Below are 20,984 nucleotides of genomic sequence, written 5' to 3'. Positions count from 1 at the left end.
CATATGCGGTAGACTCGCCAAGCTGTCCGTGGCCAACGTCGTCCCCGGTGCCAGTGCACCGAGCACAGCGCCCTTTCCAGGTAGTTCCAGACGACGTGAGGACGGCTGCATGTCGATTTTCTCATCGCTTCCCCCGGCACAGGGTCTCTACGACCCGCGATTCGAGCACGACGCCTGCGGCGTCGCCTTCGTCGCGACGCTGACCGGCGAGGCGAGTCACACCATCGTCGCGCAGGGCCTCACGGCGCTGCGCAATCTCGACCACCGCGGCGCCGTCGGCGGCGAGCCCAATACCGGCGACGGTGCCGGCATGCTCATGCAGATTCCCGACCGGTTCCTGCGTGCGGTGAGTCCGGTGGAGCTGCCCGAGCGCGGTGCCTACGCCGCCGGCATGGCCTTCCTGCCGATCGATGATGTCGCGAACGCCAAGGCATCGGTGGAACGCATCGCCGCGGAGGAGGGGCTGACCGTCCTCGGCTGGCGCGAGGTGCCGACGCAGCCGGACATCCTCGGTTCGATGGCCCGCTCCGCCATGCCCGCCTTCGAGCTGTGCTTCGTCGCGCCGGCGGAGCCCGGACGCACCGGCGTGGAGCTCGACCGGCTCGCCTACGCGTTGAACAAGCGCGCCCAGCACGAGGCCGCCGTCTACTTCCCGTCGTTGTCCAGCCGCACGCTGGTCTACAAGGGCATGCTCACCACCGAGCAGCTGGAGGAGTTCTTCCCCGACCTGCTCGACGAGCGCATGGAGTCCGCACTCGCCATCGTGCACAGCCGGTTCTCCACGAACACCTTCCCGAGCTGGCCGCTGGCCCATCCCTTCCGCTATGTGGCCCACAACGGCGAGATCAACACCGCCATGGGCAACCGCAACTGGATGCGCGCCCGCGAGGCACTGCTGGAGAGCGACCTGATCCCTGGGGATCTGAGCCGGCTGTACCCGATCTGCAGCCCCGAGGGCTCGGACACAGCGTCCTTCGACGAGGTGCTGGAGCTGCTCCACCTCGGTGGACGCCCGCTGCCGCACGCGGTCATGATGATGGTGCCCGAGGCGTGGGAGAACAACGCCGAGATGGATCCGGCACGCCGAGCCTTCTACGAGTTCCACTCCACTGTCATGGAGCCCTGGGACGGGCCCGCATGTATCTGTTTCACCGATGGCACGCAGATCGGAGCCGTACTGGACCGCAACGGTCTGCGCCCGGGACGCTACTGGATCACCGACGACGGACTCGTCGTGCTGGCCTCCGAGGCCGGCGTGCTCGACCTGGACCCCGCCACGATCGTCCGCAAGGGTCGTCTCGAGCCGGGGCGCATGTTCCTGCTCGATCTGGAGCAGCACCGGGTGATCGAGGACGAGGAGATCAAGAGCCAGCTGGCCCAGGAGAACCCCTACGACGAGTGGTTGTACTCCGGCCTCGTGCGTTTCGAGGACCTGCCCGATCTCGAGCACATCGTCCACACGCATGCCTCGGTGGCCCGCCGTCAGCAGGTCTTCGGCTATACCGCCGAGGAGGTGCGGCGGCTGATCGCGCCGATCGCCCGGACCGGCGCCGAGGCGATCGGCTCGATGGGCACCGACACGCCGATCGCGGCGCTCTCGGATCGTCCCCGTCAGCTCTTCGACTACTTCAGCCAGCTTTTCGCGCAGGTGACCAATCCGCCGCTGGACGCGATCCGCGAGGAGGTCGTCACGTCCCTCGCGGGCACGATCGGCCCCGAGCGCAACCTGCTCGCGCCGAGTCCGGCGAGCTGCCGGATGCTGCAGCTGCCGTTCCCGGTCATCGACAACGACGAGCTCGCCAAGATCCGGCACATGAACCGCGACGGTGACATGCCGGGCTTCAGTGTGCACGTCGTCCGTGGTCTCTACGACGTGCACGGCGGAGGAGAGGCGCTGCGCGCCCGCCTCGACGAGATCTGCGCCGACGTGTCGGCGGCGATCACCGAGCGGGGAGCACGGGTCATCGTCCTCTCGGATCGTCACTCCAATGCCGACCTCGCCCCGATCCCCTCGCTGCTCCTGACAGGTGCCGTGCACCACCACATGGTGCGCGAGAAGCTCCGCACCCAGGCCGGTCTGCTGATCGAGGCCGGAGATGTCCGCGAGGTCCACCACGTGGCCCTGCTCATCGGCTTCGGCGCGACGGCCGTCAACCCGTATCTCGCGCTCGAGACCGCCGAGGACCTCGCCCGCCAGGCGGTCTACGTCCACGATGTCGAGCCCGAGTCCGCGGCCCGCAATATCGTCTACGGGCTCGGCAAGGGCGTGCTCAAGGTCATGAGCAAGATGGGCGTCTCGACCGTCGCGTCGTACACCGGTGCGCAGATCTTCGAAGCCGTCGGCCTGTCCCATGAGGTGATCGAGCGCTATTTCACCGGCACCGCGAGCAAGCTCGGCGGCGTGGGCCTCGACGTGCTCGCCGAGGAGGTGCGCGAGCGTCATCTCAAGGCGTACCCGACCAAGGGCATCATCGGCCATCGCCGGCAGCTCGAGGTCGGCGGCGAGTACCAGTGGCGGCGTGAGGGCCCCGAGCACCTCTTCGATCCCGAGACGGTCTTCCGGCTCCAGCACTCCACCCGCACGGGCCGCTACGACATCTTCAAGCAGTACACGCAGCGCGTCGACGAGCAGAGCGAGCGCCTGATGACGCTGCGCGGCCTGTTCCGCTTCGTCGACGGTGAGCGCGCGCCGATCTCCGTCGACGAGGTCGAGCCGGTCAGCGAGATCGTCAAACGCTTCTCGACCGGGGCGATGAGCTACGGCTCGATCAGCCAGGAGGCGCATGAGACCCTGGCGATCGCGATGAACCGTCTGGGCGGCAAGTCCAACACCGGTGAGGGCGGCGAGGACCCCGAGCGTCTGTACGACCCGGAGCGCCGCTCGGCGATCAAGCAGGTCGCCTCAGGCCGCTTCGGCGTCACCAGCGAGTACCTGTCGAATGCCGATGACATCCAGATCAAGATGGCCCAGGGAGCCAAGCCAGGTGAGGGTGGACAGCTGCCTGGCCCGAAGGTCTACCCCTGGGTGGCCACGACCCGTCACTCCACGCCCGGTGTCGGCCTCATCAGCCCGCCGCCGCACCACGACATCTACTCGATCGAGGATCTCAAGCAGCTGATCCACGATCTGAAGAACGCCAATCCTTCGGCACGGGTGCACGTCAAGCTCGTATCCGAGGTGGGTGTCGGGACGGTCGCGGCCGGGGTCTCGAAGGCCAAGGCCGATGTCGTGCTGATCTCCGGACACGACGGTGGCACGGGCGCCTCGCCGCTGACCTCGCTCAAGCACGCCGGCGGTCCCTGGGAGCTCGGCCTCGCCGAGACCCAGCAGACGCTGCTCATCAACGGCCTGCGCGACCGCATCGTCGTGCAGTGCGATGGCCAGCTCAAGACCGGGCGCGATGTCGTGATCGCGGCGCTTCTCGGCGCGGAGGAGTTCGGCTTCGCGACGGCGCCCCTGGTCGTGAGTGGCTGCATCATGATGCGCGTGTGCCACCTGGACACGTGCCCGGTGGGTGTCGCGACGCAGAACCAGGCGTTGCGCGAGAAGTACTCCGGCAAGGCGGAGTACGTGGTGAACTTCTTCGAGTTCATCGCGCAGGAGGTCCGCGAGCATCTCGCGGCGCTCGGCTTCCGTTCGATCGACGAGGCCGTGGGTCACGTCGAGATGCTTGATACGCGTGAGGCGATCGACCACTGGAAGGCCAGCAGCCTTGACCTCTCGCCGGTGTTCTACCGTCCCGAACTCCCCGAGGATGCGTCGCTGTACTGCACCACGCGACAGGACCACGCGCTCGACCGAGCACTCGACAACGAGCTCATCGCTCTCAGCGCCGATGCGCTCGAGCGGGGCGAGCCGGTGCGCGCCCAGGTCGCCATCCGCAATGTCAACCGGACGGTCGGCACGATGCTCGGCCATGAGGTGACCAAGCGGTACCGCGGTGAGGGACTGCCCGATGACACGATCGACATCACCTTCCTCGGATCGGCCGGACAATCCTTCGGAGCCTTCGTGCCCCGCGGCATCACGCTGAGACTCGAGGGTGACGGCAACGACTACGTCGGCAAGGGCCTGTCGGGGGGCCGGATCATCGTGCGCCCGCCGCGCGATGCCGGTTACGTGGCCGAGGAGCAGATCCTGGCCGGCAATGTCATCGGCTTCGGTGCCACGTCCGGCGAGCTGTTCCTGCGCGGACAGGTCGGTGAACGGTTCTGTGTCCGGAACTCGGGCGCCACCGCGGTGGTCGAGGGCGTGGGTGACCACGCCTTGGAATACATGACCGGTGGCCGCGCGGTGATCCTCGGCCCGACCGGCCGCAATGTCGCGGCCGGTATGAGCGGCGGACAGGGTTATGTGCTCGACCTCGACGAAGACCTCGTCAACCGCGAGCTCGTCGAGGTCCGCGCCGTGCCCGCCGAGACCGGCGAGTGGCTGCGCGGCATCGTTCAGCGGCACGCCGAGGAGACCGGATCGACGGTTGCCGAGGGGCTGCTGAAGGACTGGGACACGGCCCTGGGCCGGTTCCGCGAGATCATGCCGGTCAACTACCGAAAGGTGCTCGAGGCACGCGATGCCGCCGAGGCCGAGGGGCTGACCGATGAAGAGACGACTGCACGCATGATGGAGGTGGCCGCTCGTGGCTGATCCCCGTGGCTTCATGACCACTCCGCGCCGGGTGGCCGAGCGCCGTCCCGTCGAGGAGCGAGTGAAAGATTGGAAAGAGGTCTACCCCGGTGGCGCTGGGCGTGCCCTGCTGCCGATCATCACCGAGCAGGCCGGGCGCTGCATGGACTGCGGCATCCCGTTCTGCCATCAGGGCTGCCCATTGGGCAATCTGATCCCGGAGTGGAACGACCTGGTGTGGCGCGACGACTGGTCCGATGCGATCGAGCGCTTGCACGCCACCAACAACTTCCCGGAGTTCACCGGGCGGTTGTGTCCTGCTCCGTGCGAGACCTCATGTGTCGTCGGCATCAATCGTGACCCGGTCACGATCAAGAATGTCGAGGTCTCGATCATCGACAAGGCCTGGGACGAGAACAACGTCCAACCCGAGCCCCCGGAGTGGCTCACCGGCAAGACCGTGGCCGTCGTCGGTTCCGGACCCGCGGGTCTGGCCGTGGCGCAGCAGCTGACCCGGTCGGGACATACCGTCGCGGTCTACGAGCGCGACGACCAGCCCGGCGGACTGCTGCGGTACGGCATCCCGGAGTTCAAGATGGAGAAGGAGCATGTCGACCGCCGCATCTTGCAGATGCAGCGTGAGGGCACCGTGTTCCGTACCGGTGTGCGGATCGGTGAGAAGATCACCGGTACGCAGCTGCGTGACCGTTACGACGCGGTCGTGCTCGCGATCGGCGCGACGGTCCGACGTGATCTGCCGGCGCCGGGGCGCGAGCTCGGTGGCATTCACCAGGCGATGGACTACCTGCCGCAGGCCAATCGTGTGGCTCTCGGCGAGGAGGTCGAGGACCAGATCGTCGCGACCGGCAAGGATGTCGTCATCATCGGCGGTGGTGACACGGGTGCGGACTGCCTCGGCACCGCTATCCGTCAGGGTGCCCGCTCGGTGACCAGTCTGGAGATCATGCCCCAGCCGGGGGAGGACCGTCCCGAGCATCAGCCGTGGCCGACCTATCCGATGATCTACCGCGTGGCGTCGGCCCACGAGGAGGGCGGTGACCGCGTCTACGCCGTCTCGACCAAGGAGTTCGTGGGCGAGGACGGAGACGTCACGGGTCTGCGGATCACCGAGGTGGAGATGAAGGACGGTCGCTTCGAGGAGGTCGAGGGCTCCGAGCGGGTGATCCCCGCCCAGCTGGTGCTGTTCGCGATGGGCTTCACGGGGCCCGAGAAAGAGGGTGTCGTCGAACAGCTTGGTGTCGAGCTGGACGAGCGCGGCAATGTCGTGCGGGACGTGAACTTCATGTCCAGCGTCGACGGCGTGTTCGTGGCCGGCGACTGTGGGCGCGGCCAGTCGCTCATCGTGTGGGCGATCGCAGAGGGCCGTGCGGCTGCCGCGGGTGTCGACGCCTATCTCACCGATGGGACGTCAACCCTGCCGCGGCCGATCAAGCCCACGGATCGTCCGTTGACGGTCTGACGTCGCCCCATCGCGCGACGGCCTCGGTCACCCCCGTGTGGCCGGGGCCGTCCGCTTCGCGGTGCCGATCGGCGCGGGGCTCGTGAACTCGCTAGTAGCTTCTTCGCGCCACTAGACTGAGGGGCGTGCGTAGAGCCAAAATCGTTTGCACCCTCGGACCCGCGACCGACACTGCGGAGCGCATCCTCGAACTCGCGATCGCGGGGATGGATGTCGCTCGCCTGAACATGAGCCACGGCGACCAGAGCGAGCAGCTCAAGCGCCTGGAGCGCGTGCGTCGCGCTGCTGAGGCCACGGGCAAGGCCATCGCCGTCCTCGCCGATCTGCAGGGACCCAAGATCCGCCTCGGCCGGTTCGAGGACGGACCCTATGAGCTCAAGGTCGGTGACACGTTCACCATCACCACCGAGGACGTCATCGGCGACCGTGAGCGTGCCTCGACGACGTTCAAGGGCTTGCCCGGGGATGTCAGCGAGGGTGACGAGATCCTCATCGACGATGGCAAGGTACGCCTGCGGGCCACCGAGGTCACCGACACCGATGTCGTCACCACGGTCGAGGTGCCCGGGCCGGTCAGCAACAACAAGGGCATCAACCTGCCGGGGGTGAACGTCAGCGTACCGGCGTTGAGCGAGAAGGATGTCGAGGACCTGCGTTTCGCGCTGCGTTCCAATGTCGACTTCATCGCGCTGTCCTTCGTCCGCACCGCCGCCGATGCGGAGGATGTTCGCGCGATCATGCGCGAGGAGGGTGTCTTCGTCCCGATCATCGCCAAGATCGAGAAGCCCCAGGCTGTGGCCAATCTCGACGAGATCATGGACGCCTTCGACGGCTTCATGGTCGCGCGCGGCGATCTCGGCGTGGAGTTGCCCCTCGAGGATGTCCCGCTCGTGCAGAAGACGATCATCGAGAAGGCCCGCCGCAATGCCAAGCCGGTCATCGTGGCGACACAGATGCTGGAGTCGATGATCTCCGCTCCGCGGCCGACCCGCGCCGAGGCGTCCGATGTGGCGAATGCTGTGCTCGACGGTGCCGACGCGGTGATGCTGTCCGGCGAGACGAGTGTCGGCCAGTTCCCGGTGCAGACGGTCAAGATCATGGCGCGGATCGTCGAGTCCACCGAGGACCACGGACTCCCGCGGATGGCCGAGTACACCTGGCAGCCCAAGACCAAGCGCGGCATCATCTGCCGCGCGGCGTCGCAGGTCGCCGAGTCGGTCGAGGCGGAGTACGTCGTGGCCTTCACCACCAGCGGCGATTCCGCGCGCCGCATGGCCCGGTACCGCTCGCATATCCCGGTCATCGCCTTCACCCCGCATGCCAAGGTCCGAGACCAGTTGGCGCTCACCTGGGGTGTGGAGACCTTCCTGGTGCCCGAGGTCAAGCACACCGACCAGATGGTGCTGCAGGTCGACCGCGCGCTGCTCGATATCGGCAAATGCGCCGCGGGGACGCAGGTCGTCATCGTGGCCGGTGCCCCTCCGGGCATCCCGGGATCGACCAACGCCCTGCGTGTGCACAACATGGGCGATGCCATCAACCACGTCGTCCCGGCCTACGAGATCGACGAGACCCCTCACTGACCCGCTGGGCTTCCTGAGGACCGTCCCGGTCCAAGATTTGTCCACTTGTGGCCCGTTTCTGACCTCGGAAACGGGCCACAAGTGGACAAACCTCGTGAGGCTGGGGCGGAATGTCTCGGGGGACTGAGATGGGTCGGGCGTGGCTCGACCGGGTTCGTGATCTCGCCAGCCGGCAAGCCGGCACCGGGCTGAGGCCGCGGATGGTCACGTCCGAGGTACGTCTTAGGTCGCGAGGTGCGCGGTTCGGGAGGGGCTCAGCCGTGAGTGCGGACTTAGCGACATCAACTCGCTCTGCGGGCGTGCTCGCGCGGCGGTGCCGGGTGCGGGACTCGAACCCGCACGCCCTTTCGGACAATGGTTTTTGAGACCATCGCGTCTACCATTCCGCCAACCCGGCTCCTGCGACAGCGCGCCCGATAACCTTAAGGGGTGACCTCTATGCCCCCGCGCTCGACCCCGCGTGTCGTCATCGCCGAGGATGAGGCGCTGATCCGCATGGATCTGGCGGAGATGCTCGGCGAAGCCGGTTACGATGTCGTCGCCCAGGCCGCCGATGGCGAGCAGGCCGTCACGCTGACCACTGAGCATCGACCCGATCTCGTCGTGATGGACGTCAAGATGCCCAAGCTTGACGGCATCGCCGCGGCCTCCCAGATCGCTCGGGCCCGTCTCGCACCGGTCGTCATGCTCACCGCCTTCAGCCAGCGCGAACTCGTCGAGCGCGCCCGTGAGGCAGGTGCCATGGCGTACCTCGTCAAGCCCTTCACCGCGGCGGACCTCATCCCTGCGATCGAGATGGCCCGCAGTAGGTTCGCCGAGATCCGTCTCTTGGAGAGTGAGATCGACGACCTGTCCGAGCAGCTCGCCACCCGCAAGGCCGTCGAACGCGCCAAGTCGATGCTCCAGGAGGCTCTGGCGATCACCGAGCCCGAGGCCTTTCGCTGGATCCAGAAGACGGCGATGGACGTCCGCATGTCCATGCGCGAGGTCGCCGAGGCCGTGATCGAGCACGGACCCTCGTTGCGCGGGTGACCGAGAGTTACAACTTGGCTACGAAACACCTGAAATACCTCACAGTGCGCCGAACGTCACATTTGGCGATTAGAGTCCTCTGCAATCACGTCCGGGACCACCCGGGTGACGACTGACCTATCGGAGGATTGATGAAGCGCACGAGCAAGACACTCCGCCTCGCGGCTGTGGCGTCGGCGAGCGCCCTGGTGCTCGCGGCCTGTGGCGGCGATGACGACAGCGCCGACGGTGACTCCGGCGGCGGCTCCTCGGTCGAAGCCGACGGTGTCCTCACCATCGGCTCGCTGCTTCCCCAGACCGGCAGCCTCTCGTTCCTCGGCCCCCCGGAGTTCGCGGGCGTCGATCTCGCGGTCCAGGAGATCAACGAGGCCGGTGGCGTCCTTGGCGAGGAGGTCGTCCACGAGCGCGCCGATTCCGGCGACGGCGAACCGAATATCGCCCCGGGCGAGGTCGACAATCTGCTGAGCAAGAATGCCGATGTCATCGTCGGCGCGGCGGCCTCCGGTGTCTCGATGACGGTCATCGACCAGATCACGGGCGCCGGCGTCGTGCAGTTCTCGCCGGCCAACACCTCGCCGGCGTTCGACGAATACGACGATGGCGGGCTCTACTTCCGCACGGCGCCCTCAGATGTTCTGCAGGGCAATGTTCTCGCCAACCTGGCGGCGAGCGACGGACACAGCAATCTGGCGATCCTCTCGCGCCAGGACGACTACGGCGACGCGCTCGCCAATGTCGTCACGGAGGTCTTCGAGCAGAGCGGTGGCACCGTCGACGCCGCCGTGCCCTATGACCCCAATGCCACGACCTTCGGCACCGAGATCCAGCAAATCGCCGATTCGGGCGCGGACGCGGTCGCCCTGATCGCCTTCGACGAGACCAAGCGCATCATCCCGGAGATGGTCTCGGCCGGTGTCGGTCCCGCCGATGTCCAGATCTACTTCGTGGACGGCAATATCGCCAACTACGAGGGTGAGTTCCCCGAGGGCACCCTCGAGGGCGTCAAAGCGACGATGCCTGGCCCGGAGCTCTCGGACGATTTCCGTAACCGTCTGCTGGAGATCGATCCGGATCTGAACGACTTCACCTACTCGGCGGAGTCCTATGACGCGGTGATCGTCTCGGCACTCGCGGCCATCGCGGCCGACTCCGATGCCGGCACGGATATCGCCGAGCACATCATCGAGGTGACCAAGGACGGCACCAAGTGCGAGACCTTCGCCGACTGCAAGGAGCTGCTGGAGAACGGCGAGGACATCGACTACGACGGCGCGTCCGGTCCGATCGAGCTCGGTGACACCGGCAGCCCGACGGCCGCCACCATCGGTGTCTACGAGTACGGCGCCAATAACAACCACAGCCCGCTGGACTACATCCTCGGAGAGATCTGAGACTCCAGCACCATCTGAGGTGGCGAGAGCCCCGGCCGACCGGCCGGGGCTCTCGTCGGTCCGCACAGTGACGTGGGAGACAGGGACACGACGAGGGGGCTGGACCCCGTGGTCCAGCCCCCTGCTCGTGGTGCGGTTCAGTCGGCCTTGGCGCCGAGGGTGCCGAGGTAGAGTTCGATCACCTTCGGGTCGTTGGCCAGCTGGCGTCCGCGTCCGCTGTAGGCATTGCGGCCCTGATCGAGCACATAGCCGCGATCGCAGATCTGGAGGCATCGACGAGCATTCTGCTCGACCATGATGACCGAGACGCCGGCCTTGTTGATCGTGCGGGTCTGCACGAAGACCTCGTCCTGAAGGACAGGGGAGAGGCCCGCCGACGGCTCGTCGAGGAGCAATACCGACGGATCCATCATGAGGGCGCGTCCCATCGCCACCATCTGACGCTCACCACCGGACAGTGACCCTGCCCGCTGCTTCCGTCGCTCGCCGAGCCGTGGGAACAGATCGGTCACGAACTCGAAGCGTTCGGTGAACTGACGGGGAGCCTGGTAGCACCCCATCTCGAGGTTCTCCTCGATCGTCAGACTCGGGAACACGTTGTTCGTCTGCGGGACGAAGCCGATTCCCTTGGCGACCAGCTGATCGGCCCGTTGATTCGTGATGTCCTGACCTTCGAGCTTGACGGTGCCGCTGTGCACCTTGACCAGACCGAAGAGTGACTTCAACAGGGTCGACTTGCCCGCTCCGTTCGGGCCGATGATGCCGACGAGCTCCCCTCGCTGGCAGTACAGGTCCGCCCCGTTGAGGATGTTGACGCCCGGGAGGTAGCCGGCGATCAGATCATCGGCACGTAGCACCGCGTCCTCGGCGCCGGTCAGGTGCTTCTCACGTTCGATCGCGAGAGCGTCGGTGTCAGTCATCCTTCTTCACCTCCTCTTCCTGGTCGAGCTCTGCTTCGGCCTCAGCCTGCACAGCCTCCTCGTCCAGCTCGGTCAGGTCAGTGTCGTGGTGAGCGCCGAGGTAGGCATCGATCACCCTTTCGTCGGCCATCACCTGCGCGGGTGTGCCCTCGGCGACGATCTCGCCCTGGGCCATCACGATGACCCAGTCGGAGATGTCTCGGACCATGTCCATGTCGTGTTCGACGAAGAGCACGGTGCGGCCGTCCTCGCGCAGTGACTTCACATGTCCGAGAAGGGACTGCTTGAGGGCCGGATTGACCCCGGCCATCGGCTCATCGAGCATGACGAGCTCGGGATCGACCATGAGTGCGCGAGCCATCTCCAACAACTTGCGCTGGCCCCCTGACAGCGATCCGGCGAAGTCCTCGCGTTTCGCGTCGAGTGTGAACCGGGCGAGCAGGTCATCGGCCCGTCGGGTGATCTCATCCTCCTGGCTCTTCCACAGCGGACGGAACAGCGCGCTGAGGAACTTCTCACCGCGTTGTCCGGTGGCGCCCAGTCGCATGTTCTCGATCACGGTGAGCTTCGCGAGGACCTTCGTCAGCTGGAACGTGCGCACCATGCCCCGGCGGGCGACCTTGAAGGCCGGCACCCCGTCGAGCGACTTGTCGTTGAAGGACCACCTGCCCGAGTCCGGCTTGTCGAAGCCGGTCAGCAGGTTGAACAGCGTGGTCTTGCCGGCGCCGTTGGGCCCGATGAGGGCCGTGATCGCACCGCGCTGGACCTCGATGTGGGCCACGTCGACGGCCGTCAGACCGCCGAAACTGCGCTTGATCTTGTCACCGACGAGGATCGGATCGGGCTTCGGGACGCCCGGCTCGGTCGCCAGGCCCTGTAGGGCCGCCGGCCCGGTGGTGGTGGCGTTGGTGTCAGCGGGCATCGATCGCCAGCTCCCTTCGATCGCCGAAGATTCCCTGTGGCCGGAAGATCATCAACAGCATGAGCCCCAGTCCCAGGATGATGAAACGGATGAGGCTCGCCTGCGTCTCGGTCATGAGCCAGGTCGGCAGGATCGGATCCGCGCCGCGCGTCATCTGCGAGAAGAACTCGCCGAGGAAGTTCAGCAGGAACCAGAAGATGATCGCACCGACGACGGGACCCCAGACGCGAGCCGCTCCGCCGAGCAGGAGACACGCCCAGGCGAAGAAGGTTGTGTTGGTGGCGAAGTCGGTCGGGACGGCCGCCGACTGGCTCAGGATCAGCACGATGCCGCCCAGACCGCCGAACAGGCCGCCCAGGATCAGCGCCTGCATCTTGTACCAATAGACGTTCTTGCCGAGCGACCGCACGGCGTCCTCGTCCTCCCGGATCGACTTCAGGACGCGTCCCCACGGGCTCTTGGTGGCGGCCCAGACGATGAGGCACGACAACAGGACGAGTCCCCAGCCGACGGTCAGCACCCACGCCGTGGTGTTGCGGAAGCTGATGAAGCCGAGGCTGACGGTCTCGGTATACGGATTCAGTGCGTAGAAGTCGCGCGCGAATCCGCTGAGACCGGTGCTGCCGCCGAAGGTGTCCGAGAAGGTCACCGACTGGAAGATCCTGCGGAGGATCTCCGCCGCGGCGATCGTCGCGATGGCCAGATAGTCGGCCCGTAGTCGTAGTGTCGGGACGCCCAGGATGAGAGCGAGCACCACGGTGGCGAGCAGGCCGACGAGGAGTCCGGCCCACAGCGGGATGCCGAAGGTCACGACGCTCGCGGCGGTGCCGTAGGCGCCAACGGCCATGAAGCCGGCTTGGCCGAAGTTCAACAGACCGGTGTAACCGAAGTGGATGTTCAGGCCGATCGCGGCCAGCGCGTACACCACGGCGGTGGGCCCGAGAGCCTGCGTGATGGCGAATTCGAAGATATATGCCCAGTTCATGGCGTCCCCTTATCCGATCCGCTCGGTGCGGCCGAGGATGCCTTGCGGTCTCAGCAGCAGGATGAGGATGAGCGCGATGAGCGCGCCCACCGGCTTGAGCTCTGCCGGCATGCCCAGCACCGGGGACACCTCGACGAGGATGCCGATGATGAGGCTGCCGAGTAGTGCTCCCCAGATGGTGCCGAGTCCACCGAGGCAGACCGCGGCGAAGACGAGCAGCAGGAGGTTGAAGCCCATCCGGAACATGACCTGCTGATCCAGGGCGAGCATGACGCCGGCAAGGCCTGTGAGTCCCGTGCCGAGGATCCAGACGGTGGTGACGACTCCATCGACTCGCATGCCCGAGGAGGCCGCCAATGCCGGATTGTCCGACACCGCCCGGGTCGCCTTGCCGAGCCGGGTCTTCATGAGCAGGAGGCAGGCGAGCGCGATGACGGTGAAGGAGACGACCACGATGAAGATCTCCTTCGGGGTCATGGAGACCGGCCCGAGGGAGATGCGCGACTGAGTGACGTACTGGGTCAGCGGCTGCGTGCGTCCGCCGATGACGTACTGGAACAGGTAGCGCAAGAGGATCGCGAAGCCGATGCTCACGATCATCATCGCGATGAGCCCGGTGCCGCGATTGCGCAGCGGTCTCCAGAGCGCACGGTCCTGTCCCCAGCCGAAGAGTCCCGCGAGGAGTACGGCGCCGAATCCCGCCACCACCACCGGAAGGCCGAGGCCGCGGTTGAGGAAGAGCGTGAACACCGCGCCGAGGGTGATGAGCTCACCGTGCGCGAAGTTGGTCAGCCCCGTGGTGCCGAAGATGAGCGACAGTCCCAGTGCGGCGAGCCCGATGATGGCGCCGAACTTCACCCCCGAGGTGAGTCCGTTGACCAACTGCTGGCCCAGGCCCGGCCCGCTCGCGGCCTCGTCGCCGATATTGAACTGCACGGCTCGGTTGCCACTGGTGAGGATCTGCACCTCCAGCGCGGACCGGCCGTCTTCGAGCTCGGCACCTGACGGCAGAGTGTCCTCATCGACCTCGACCGTGTACGTGCCGTTGGCGGGGATCTCCACCACCGCCTGGCCGTCGGTATCGGTGGTCGCGGTCTCCTCGAAGCTCCCGTCGTCCTTGGCGACCTCGACGTCGACATCGGCGACCGGGTCGTTGTCGGCTTCATCGCGTGAGTCGACCACACGGACGGTGATGGTGTTCTGTCCCTCCGTTTCGCTGGGAAGCGTTGCTAACGCAGATCCGCTCGCGGCGCTGGTGGCAAGGAAGAGCATCCCCCCTAGCAGCGCGAGCACAGACGTCAGACGTCGTCGCACACAGTTCTCCTGCTCGTCAGTTACGGACAGCGGGCTGTCCGCGTTCCGCATGAGCATAGGTGGATTCGGGGTGAGTGTGCAGTGGACGGCGGTAACAGTTCGATTTCTTTGTTCGGACAAGCACGTCCGGTTCCGGAGGGTCGGAGGGGCTGTCCCGGCGGAGGAGCGGGGCGTACGCTAAGGCCTTGTTCGGGGAGTCATGCGGAGGGCAGCGGATCGATGGGAAGCCGTGCGGCAGTGACATTGCGAGACGCGACGGTCGATGACGCGCGGAGCCTGGTCGAGCTCTGGACGGCCTGCGCCGAGGCCGGCCAGGGTGATGGACCTGAGGCGTTCACACAGCAGATGCTGTGGCGTCGCCCGGACGAGGCCGAGGCCGCGGAGGCGATGGCCTACAACTTCGAGCACCGCGCACGTCGGATGATCGTGGCACTGGACGACGATCGTGTCATAGGCGTCGTCGTCGGCGATCTGGCCACTGTGTCGCCGATCAGCCGGGCGGGCATGCTGATCGTCACCGATGTCCACGTCCACCCGGAGTACCGGCGTCGGTCGGTGGCTCGCCTGCTGTTGTCGGCGATGGCCGCGCATGCGGAGGAGAACGGTTGCGAGATCGTCGTAGCCAGCGTTCCGGTACAGGCTCGCGAGACCAATCGCTACTTCACGAAGGTCGGCTTCAACCAGCTGGCGGTGCTGCGGGCCGTGCAGACGAGCCGCTTGCGCGCGCGGCTGGACGACAAGATCGCCCATGCCCGGGGCAATGGCCGGCTATTGGCGGTCCGCCGCACGCTGCGACGCCGCCAGGAGGCCGCGCTCAACTGACCTCGGACTGTGCTGTCGGTGCCGACCACTAGGGTGTTCGATGTGGACCGACTGCTATTGATCGACGGCCATTCTGTCGCCTACCGCGCCTTCTTCGCGCTCCCGGTGGAGAACTTCTCGACCACGACGGGCCAGAGCACCAATGCAGTGTTCGGTTTCACGTCGATGCTCATCAATGTGCTGCGCGATGAGCAGCCGACACATGTCGGCGTCGCCTTCGATATCTCGCGTGCCTCCTTCCGTACCGAGGAGTACGCCGGGTACAAGGCCAATCGGTCGGCCTCACCGCAGGAGTTCAAGGGGCAGGTCGAGCTCATCAAGGAGGTGCTCGAGGCGCTGGGCATCACCTATCTGGAGAAGCCCGGCTTCGAGGCCGATGACATCATCGCCACGCTCTCCCGCGAGGCTGAGGAGGCCGGTATGGAGGTGCTGATCTGCACGGGGGATCGCGATGCTCTGCAGCTGGTGACCTCGCGGACCACGGTGCTCTATCCCAAGCGCGGGGTATCCGATCTCGCCCGGATGACCCCGGCATCGGTCGAGGAGAAGTACGGCGTGCCGCCCGGACGGTATCCCGATCTCGCCGCTCTGGTGGGGGAGACGAGCGACAATCTCCCCGGCGTGCCGGGGGTGGGGCCCAAGACCGCGGCCAAGTGGATCACCGCCCACGACGGGCTCGACGGCATCATCGCCCACGTCGATTCCATCGGTGGCAAGGCGGGTCAGTCACTGCGGGACCACCTCGACGATGTGGTGCGCAACCGCCGGCTCAATGCGTTGATCCGCGATCTGGAGCTGTCCGCGACACCCGCGGAGTTGGGCTTCACCAATGAGTGGAATCGCGACGCGATCCACCGGGTCTTCGATGCTCTCGAGTTCTCGGCGCTGCGAGAGCGGCTGTTCGACTACCTCGGCGGCAGCGATGAATCGGCCTCCGGCGCGACGCTCGATCTCGCGCTGACCCTCCCCGGTCCCGGTGAGGTGGGAGCCTGGCTCGCCGAGCATGCCGTCCCGGGTGTCGAGGTCGGTGTCGATGTCGGCGGGGTCCTGCGTCCCAGTGGTGCGCGGGCCGACACGCTGGCGATGGCCACCGGGGACGGCGCTGCCATGTGGGTCTCCGTCGACCGGCTCACTCCGGACGATGATGTCGCCATCGCCGCATGGCTGGCCGATACGGATCGTGGTCTGGTCATGCACGACGCCAAGGGACAGTTCCACGCGCTGCTCGCACAGGGGTGGGAGACGGCCGGGTTGCGCGCCGACACCGCATTGGCGGCGTACCTGGTACGACCGGACCAGCGCTCCTATGACCTGGCCGACCTATCGGTCCGGTATCTGCACCGTGAGATCTCGGCGAGCGACGACTCGGGCCAGCTCGCCTTCGACGACGACACCGCGGGGGCGGACGCCGCCGCACAACGGGCTCGCGCCGCGCTCGATCTGTGGGCGGAGCTGCGTCCGCAGGTCGAGCAGCACGGTGCGCTCGAGCTCTTCGAGAAGGTTGAGCTCCCGCTGATCGAGGTGCTGCGCCGGATGGAGTCCCGCGGTATCGCGATCGATGGTGCGCACCTCGATGCCTTGCACGCCGAGTTCACCGACCGTATGGTCGCCGCGGCGCAGGACGCGTACGCGGTCATCGGGCGGGAGGTCAATCTCGGGTCGCCCAAGCAGCTGCAGGTGGTCCTCTTCGACGAGCTCGGCATGCCCAAGACCAAGCGCACCAAGACCGGCTACACGACCGATGCGGACGCCCTGCAGTCCCTCTACACCAAGACCGAGCACCCCTTCCTGGAGCATCTGCTCGCCCATCGGGATGTCACCCGCCTGCGACAGACCGTCGAGGGACTGCAGAAGACCGTGCAGCCCGATGGCCGTATCCACACCACCTACTACCAGACCATCGCGGCGACGGGGCGTCTCAGCTCGGCCGACCCGAATCTGCAGAACATCCCGATCCGCACGGAATCCGGGCGCCGCATCCGCGAGGCCTTCGTCGTGGGAGAGGGTTACGAGTCCCTGCTGACCGCCGACTACAGCCAGATCGAGATGCGGATCATGGCACACTTGTCCGAGGACGCCGATCTGATCGAGGCCTTCAAGTCCGGCCACGACTTCCACACCGTCATGGCCGCCAAGGTCTTCGACCGTGATCCAGGCGATATCGATGGCGGGCTGCGGGCACGGATCAAGGCGATGAACTACGGCCTGGCGTATGGACTGTCCTCCTACGGGCTGGGTCAGCAGCTGGGCATCGCGCCGAGCGAGGCGCAACTGCTGATGGATGACTACTTCCAGACCTTCGGCGGGGTGCGAGACTATCTCGCCGGCATCGTCGACGAAGCGCGGCAGACCGGCTTCACCGAGACCATCATGGGCCGGCGCCGGTATCTGCCGGATCTCCAGAGCGACAATCGTCAGCGCCGGGAGATGGCCGAGCGGATGGCGCTCAACGCGCCGATCCAGGGCTCGGCCGCCGACATCATCAAGGTCGCGATGCTCGGCGTCGAGACGGCGTTGACCGATGCCGGCCTGCGATCGCGGATGTTGCTCCAGGTGCACGATGAACTGGTGCTGGACGTCGCTCGTGGCGAGGAGGAGCGGGTCGAGAAGCTGGTGCGCGAGCAGATGGCCTCGGCCGCCAGCCTCTCGGTACCGTTGGACGTGTCGGTCGGCCACGGTCGCAGCTGGCACGAGGCCGGGCACTGACGGTCGTACAGGCCCGCGCCCTCGGCTGGATTGCATTTCGGTGAAGAGCGAATGTCGTGTTGCCTGAATGATTCCCAAACTCCACCCGATGTGATCTGATTCACATCGAGTGGAAGGGAGATCCGGATCGCCCCTCATTCGCGGATCCGGAATCACAATATGCATAAGGGAGAATGGGTCGCTGGTGCCCTCTTGGCACTCGCAGCGGCCGTTTTCGTGATGTTGGGCGAGGGACTGGACCTCGGCATCACTTTCGTCGCCATCCTCGGGATCGGTCTCGGCGCCGTCGTAGCGCTGGTTCCCGACCGCGGGCTCGGAGCCCGCACTGCCGCATTCGCCGTCGGCCTCGCTGTGGCGTGGATCGGCTATGCGGTGCGGGTCGCGCTCCTGCCGGACACGGCCGTCGGTCGCGCTTTGGTCATCGGTGTCGTGGTGCTCGCCCTGACCGCGGTCTCCGTCATCGCCCGCGGCAGACTGCCGCTCTGGGCCGTGCTGCTGGGTGGAGCCGGCTTCGCCGGCGCTTATGAGCATGTCTTCGCCGACAATCCGCCGCTGTTCGCCACCGAGTCGGTCTCCACGATGACGAGCCTCGTGCTGGCGGTTGTCGTGGGACTGGTGGTCACTGCCTTGTGCGTCGACCGTCCGCAGCACAACCGTCACCTGGCGGCACACGAGAGGGAGCTGGCGTGATGAGGAGGCAGCGCAGGGCCGCCGTCGCGACATTGGCGGCGATGAGCGGATGCTTGGTTCTGGCGACGCAGGCTCCCATGGTGGCGTCCGCTGTGGCGACGGGTGTGAAGGGCGATGTCTCGATCACCAATACCGAGACGGTCGATGCGAAGCTGTCGGCCACCGGCCGGGTGTCGAGCCAGCGGATCTACGACCAACTCGTGGTGAGCGGGGACGGGACAGTCGACATCGAGAATCCTGTCTCGACCGATGGTCTGCGGAATCTCAACGGTTTCGGCGGACCGTCGGTGCGCGACGGCAAGCAGAGGATCTCCACCTCGGTCAAGGGAGAGAAGGCGTATCGCAGCGTCGCGGACTATGACGGCGAGTTACCCGTCGATGTGCGCGTGGAGTACCGACTCGACGGCGAGAAGGTGGAGCCCGGTGAGGTCGTCGGCAAGGACGGCATTCTCGAGGTCACCTACTCGGTGCGCAACATGACGGGGAAGCAGCAGGAGGTCACGTACACCGATGGCGAGGGTAACGAGAAGACCCGCGCGATGTCGGTCGTCGTCCCGCTCGTGGGGTCGATGTCCACGGTGTTGCCCTCGAACTTCACCGACGTGCAGAGTGAGCAGGCCAATGCTGCCGGTGACGGTAAGGGCGGCACGTTGCTGTCGTTCACGATGACGCTGTTCCCGCCGATCGGATCGGACCGCACGACCTTCGGCTACACCGCGGAGATCACCGACGGGATCATCCCGGAGGCGAACATGTCGGTGCTTCCGGTCAATCCGTTGGAGAGCCCCTCGTTCTCCGGAGGGGCGGCCAGCTACAAGGGCGGTGCGGAATCTGGTGTGGACCTCACCGAGGGTGCGGCGAAGATCGACCAGAATCTACTGAAGATCCGCGACGGTGCCGAGGAGCTCGTCGCCGGGATCCTGCAGCTGGATGACGGAGCGGGCCAGCTGCGTTCGGGAACGGGGGAGCTGTCCGCCGGTGCGAACAAGCTCAGCGGCGGAGCCGGCGAGCTCAATTCCGGAGCCCAACGGCTCAACGCGGGAGCGGGGCAATTGGCCGGTGGTGCCGGCGAGTTGAACACCGGTGCGCAGCAGCTCAAGGCTGGCGCGAAGCAGCTGGCCGGAGGCGCTGGAGAACTGAACACGGGCGCCCAGAAGTTGGACGCCGGAGCAGGCCGGGTGGCCGGAGGCGCGGGTGAGTTGGCCAACGGTCTTGGCGAAGCACAGAGCAAAGCGCCAGCCTTGTTGGACGGAGTGGCACAGCTGCGCACCGGGGTGACCAAGCTCGATGGTGGCCTGGCTCAGGCGCAGCTGGCGCTCAGGCCAGGAACGACGTCGGAAGGTGGCCCGACTTTGATGAGCGGCGTCGACCAGCTGCTCGCGGGGATGACCGCACCCTTTGACCCGAATCCGGGGGCGACACCTGGGTTATCGGCGAGTTTGGGCACGGCCTACACGCTGATCGATGGGCTGTACCAGGGAGCCGTCGCGGCGTCTCCGGATCCAGCCAACGATCCGACCGTCCTGCGTCTTGGACAGGCGCGCGCGATCATTGACGGTTCGAAGAACGGCGTGGACTCACGGATCGTGCCGGGTCTCGAGAGACTTAAAGGGGGCCTGTCCACGCTCGACTCCCGAATCGGTCCTTCGGCCGATCCGGGAGTCGAGACACTCCGAGGTGGAACCGCACGACTCGGTGCGGGGCTGAATGAGCTCGCGGCCGGAGGCAATGATCTCGTCACGGGCCTGGGGAAGCTGAAGACGGGTGCCGACATGCTGAATGGAGGCGCTAGCCAACTCGCCGCAGGTACGCGTGACCTTTCCGCTGGCACCGACCGCCTCTCCAGCGGAGCGAATGAGCTCGCTGGCGGCACAGGGAAGCTCGCTGCCGGGGCCGCGGTGTTGGCACCGGGCGCTACAAAGCTCGCCGAAGGTGCGGTCAGGCTCGCAGCCGGAACGGGGGAGCTCGCACCCGGTGCGGTCAGGTTGGCCCAAGGTGCGGGCAAGCTGGACGAGGGCGCGGGCAAGCTCGCCGATGGCCTCGATCAGGCCGCGCAGAGCGCTCCCGCGTTGCCCGAGGGAGCGCAGCAGCTCTCCGACCAGGGCACATCGCAGCTCGTCAATGTCGGCAACAGCACGGCGATGAGCTACGGCGAGAAGTACGCGCTCATCGAAGCGGGTGCCGAGCGGGCATCGCAGCTGCAGCCGTACGGCAGCCCGGAGGGCGCGACTTCGCGGACGGCGTACAAGTTGACGCTCTCGGCAGAGGACGGTGAGGACCGGGCCAACATGTTGCGTGTCGGTGCTGCCGCCGCGGTGGCGCTGCTCGGTCTGGGCGGGCTGGCCTTGCGTCGTCGTCTCCGCTGAGTTCGCGAGCCCGAGTGGCCGTCCGGTGATCCTCTTCGCCGGGCGGATGCTCCTATGGATGTCAAGCTGCCTTCGGTGTTTGCTGACTCGGGAGATTGGTCGCGGTGAGGACGTAGTAGACCTCGCGGGCGATGAGGCGTTTGAGGCAG

13 protein-coding genes and 1 tRNA gene are annotated in these 20,984 nt (G+C 66.5%); 9 read left to right on the top strand and 5 right to left on the bottom strand.

Annotated features, from left to right (window positions below; all coding sequences use genetic code 11):
- Positions 1-109 precede the first annotated feature (109 nt).
- The 3 genes from gltB (at position 110) to pyk (ending at position 7,687) form a co-directional block, all read left to right on the top strand.
- On the top strand, positions 110-4,645 hold the full coding sequence (gene gltB / locus BHE97_RS14605; protein WP_087624768.1) for a glutamate synthase large subunit: 4,536 nt from the start codon (positions 110-112) through the stop codon (positions 4,643-4,645).
- On the top strand, positions 4,638-6,104 hold the full coding sequence (locus tag BHE97_RS14600; RefSeq protein WP_087624767.1) for a glutamate synthase subunit beta: 1,467 nt from the start codon (positions 4,638-4,640) through the stop codon (positions 6,102-6,104). Before gltB ends, BHE97_RS14600 begins: the two co-directional genes overlap by 8 nt.
- 125 nt (positions 6,105-6,229) lie before the next feature.
- Positions 6,230-7,687 (top strand): pyruvate kinase, encoded by a 1,458-nt coding sequence (gene pyk / locus BHE97_RS14595; RefSeq protein WP_087624766.1) that lies wholly within the window; start codon positions 6,230-6,232, stop codon positions 7,685-7,687.
- A gap of 314 nt (positions 7,688-8,001) precedes the next feature.
- On the opposite strand, the gene BHE97_RS14590 is transcribed toward pyk, so the two are convergent.
- Positions 8,002-8,084: transfer RNA gene (locus BHE97_RS14590), tRNA-Leu, on the bottom strand.
- A 41-nt stretch (positions 8,085-8,125) separates the two neighbouring features.
- Here BHE97_RS14590 and BHE97_RS14585 point away from each other — a divergent pair.
- Positions 8,126-8,719: a response regulator gene (locus tag BHE97_RS14585; RefSeq protein ID WP_087624765.1), complete on the top strand. Its 594-nt coding sequence runs from the start codon at positions 8,126-8,128 to the stop codon at positions 8,717-8,719.
- Positions 8,720-8,850: 131 nt separating this feature from the next.
- The gene (locus tag BHE97_RS14580) at positions 8,851-10,110 is read left to right on the top strand and encodes an ABC transporter substrate-binding protein (protein WP_087624764.1); all 1,260 of its coding nucleotides are present in this window, start codon (positions 8,851-8,853) and stop codon (positions 10,108-10,110) included.
- A gap of 137 nt (positions 10,111-10,247) precedes the next feature.
- Here the strand turns inward: BHE97_RS14580 and BHE97_RS14575 are convergent, their stop codons facing one another.
- Genes BHE97_RS14575 through BHE97_RS14560 form a run of 4 tightly spaced genes read right to left on the bottom strand, consistent with a single transcriptional unit; the run spans position 10,248 to position 14,251 of the window.
- Positions 10,248-11,030: an ABC transporter ATP-binding protein gene (locus BHE97_RS14575; protein ID WP_087624763.1), complete on the bottom strand. Its 783-nt coding sequence runs from the start codon at positions 11,028-11,030 to the stop codon at positions 10,248-10,250.
- A complete protein-coding gene (locus BHE97_RS14570) occupies positions 11,023-11,952 on the bottom strand; it encodes an ABC transporter ATP-binding protein (protein ID WP_087624762.1) in 930 nt (309 codons plus the stop codon). The genes BHE97_RS14575 and BHE97_RS14570 overlap by 8 nt, the downstream gene beginning before the upstream one ends.
- Positions 11,942-12,937, bottom strand: a complete 996-nt coding sequence (locus BHE97_RS14565; protein ID WP_087624761.1) for a branched-chain amino acid ABC transporter permease — start codon at positions 12,935-12,937, stop codon at positions 11,942-11,944. The genes BHE97_RS14570 and BHE97_RS14565 overlap by 11 nt, the downstream gene beginning before the upstream one ends.
- Positions 12,938-12,946: 9 nt before the next feature.
- Positions 12,947-14,251 (bottom strand): carboxypeptidase regulatory-like domain-containing protein, encoded by a 1,305-nt coding sequence (locus BHE97_RS14560; RefSeq protein ID WP_170931439.1) that lies wholly within the window; start codon positions 14,249-14,251, stop codon positions 12,947-12,949.
- 237 nt (positions 14,252-14,488) lie between these two features.
- Here BHE97_RS14560 and BHE97_RS14555 point away from each other — a divergent pair, with 237 nt between their 5' ends.
- The 4 genes from BHE97_RS14555 (at position 14,489) to BHE97_RS14540 (ending at position 20,835) form a co-directional block, all read left to right on the top strand.
- Positions 14,489-15,073: a GNAT family N-acetyltransferase gene (locus tag BHE97_RS14555; protein ID WP_170931438.1), complete on the top strand. Its 585-nt coding sequence runs from the start codon at positions 14,489-14,491 to the stop codon at positions 15,071-15,073.
- A gap of 33 nt (positions 15,074-15,106) precedes the next feature.
- Positions 15,107-17,779, top strand: a complete 2,673-nt coding sequence (gene polA / locus BHE97_RS14550; RefSeq protein WP_087624758.1) for a DNA polymerase I — start codon at positions 15,107-15,109, stop codon at positions 17,777-17,779.
- A 159-nt stretch (positions 17,780-17,938) separates the two neighbouring features.
- Entirely contained in the window at positions 17,939-18,469 is a 531-nt protein-coding gene (locus tag BHE97_RS14545) for a hypothetical protein (protein WP_087624757.1), read from the top strand.
- Complete coding sequence (locus BHE97_RS14540) at positions 18,469-20,835, top strand: hypothetical protein (protein ID WP_087624756.1); 2,367 nt, start codon at positions 18,469-18,471, stop codon at positions 20,833-20,835. The genes BHE97_RS14545 and BHE97_RS14540 overlap by 1 nt, the downstream gene beginning before the upstream one ends.
- Positions 20,836-20,984: the final 149 nt, after the last annotated feature.

This window comes from Aeromicrobium sp. PE09-221, from assembly GCF_002174305.1.
Taxonomy (GTDB): domain Bacteria; phylum Actinomycetota; class Actinomycetes; order Propionibacteriales; family Nocardioidaceae; genus Aeromicrobium.
Note: the sequence above shows the minus strand (reverse complement) of the source record. Positions and strands in the feature narration are given on the sequence as shown.

Excerpts from the sequence above, each read along its gene's own strand:
- gltB (WP_087624768.1), top strand. The coding sequence starts at position 110 with ATGTCGATTTTCTCATCGCTTCCCCCGGCACAGGGTCTCTACGACCCG.
- BHE97_RS14585 (WP_087624765.1), top strand. The coding sequence starts at position 8,126 with ATGCCCCCGCGCTCGACCCCGCGTGTCGTCATCGCCGAGGATGAGGCG.
- BHE97_RS14580 (WP_087624764.1), top strand. The coding sequence starts at position 8,851 with ATGAAGCGCACGAGCAAGACACTCCGCCTCGCGGCTGTGGCGTCGGCG.
- BHE97_RS14575 (WP_087624763.1), bottom strand. The coding sequence starts at position 11,030 with ATGACTGACACCGACGCTCTCGCGATCGAACGTGAGAAGCACCTGACC.
- BHE97_RS14570 (WP_087624762.1), bottom strand. The coding sequence starts at position 11,952 with ATGCCCGCTGACACCAACGCCACCACCACCGGGCCGGCGGCCCTACAG.
- BHE97_RS14565 (WP_087624761.1), bottom strand. The coding sequence starts at position 12,937 with ATGAACTGGGCATATATCTTCGAATTCGCCATCACGCAGGCTCTCGGG.
- BHE97_RS14545 (WP_087624757.1), top strand. The coding sequence starts at position 17,939 with ATGCATAAGGGAGAATGGGTCGCTGGTGCCCTCTTGGCACTCGCAGCG.
- BHE97_RS14540 (WP_087624756.1), top strand. The coding sequence starts at position 18,469 with ATGAGGAGGCAGCGCAGGGCCGCCGTCGCGACATTGGCGGCGATGAGC.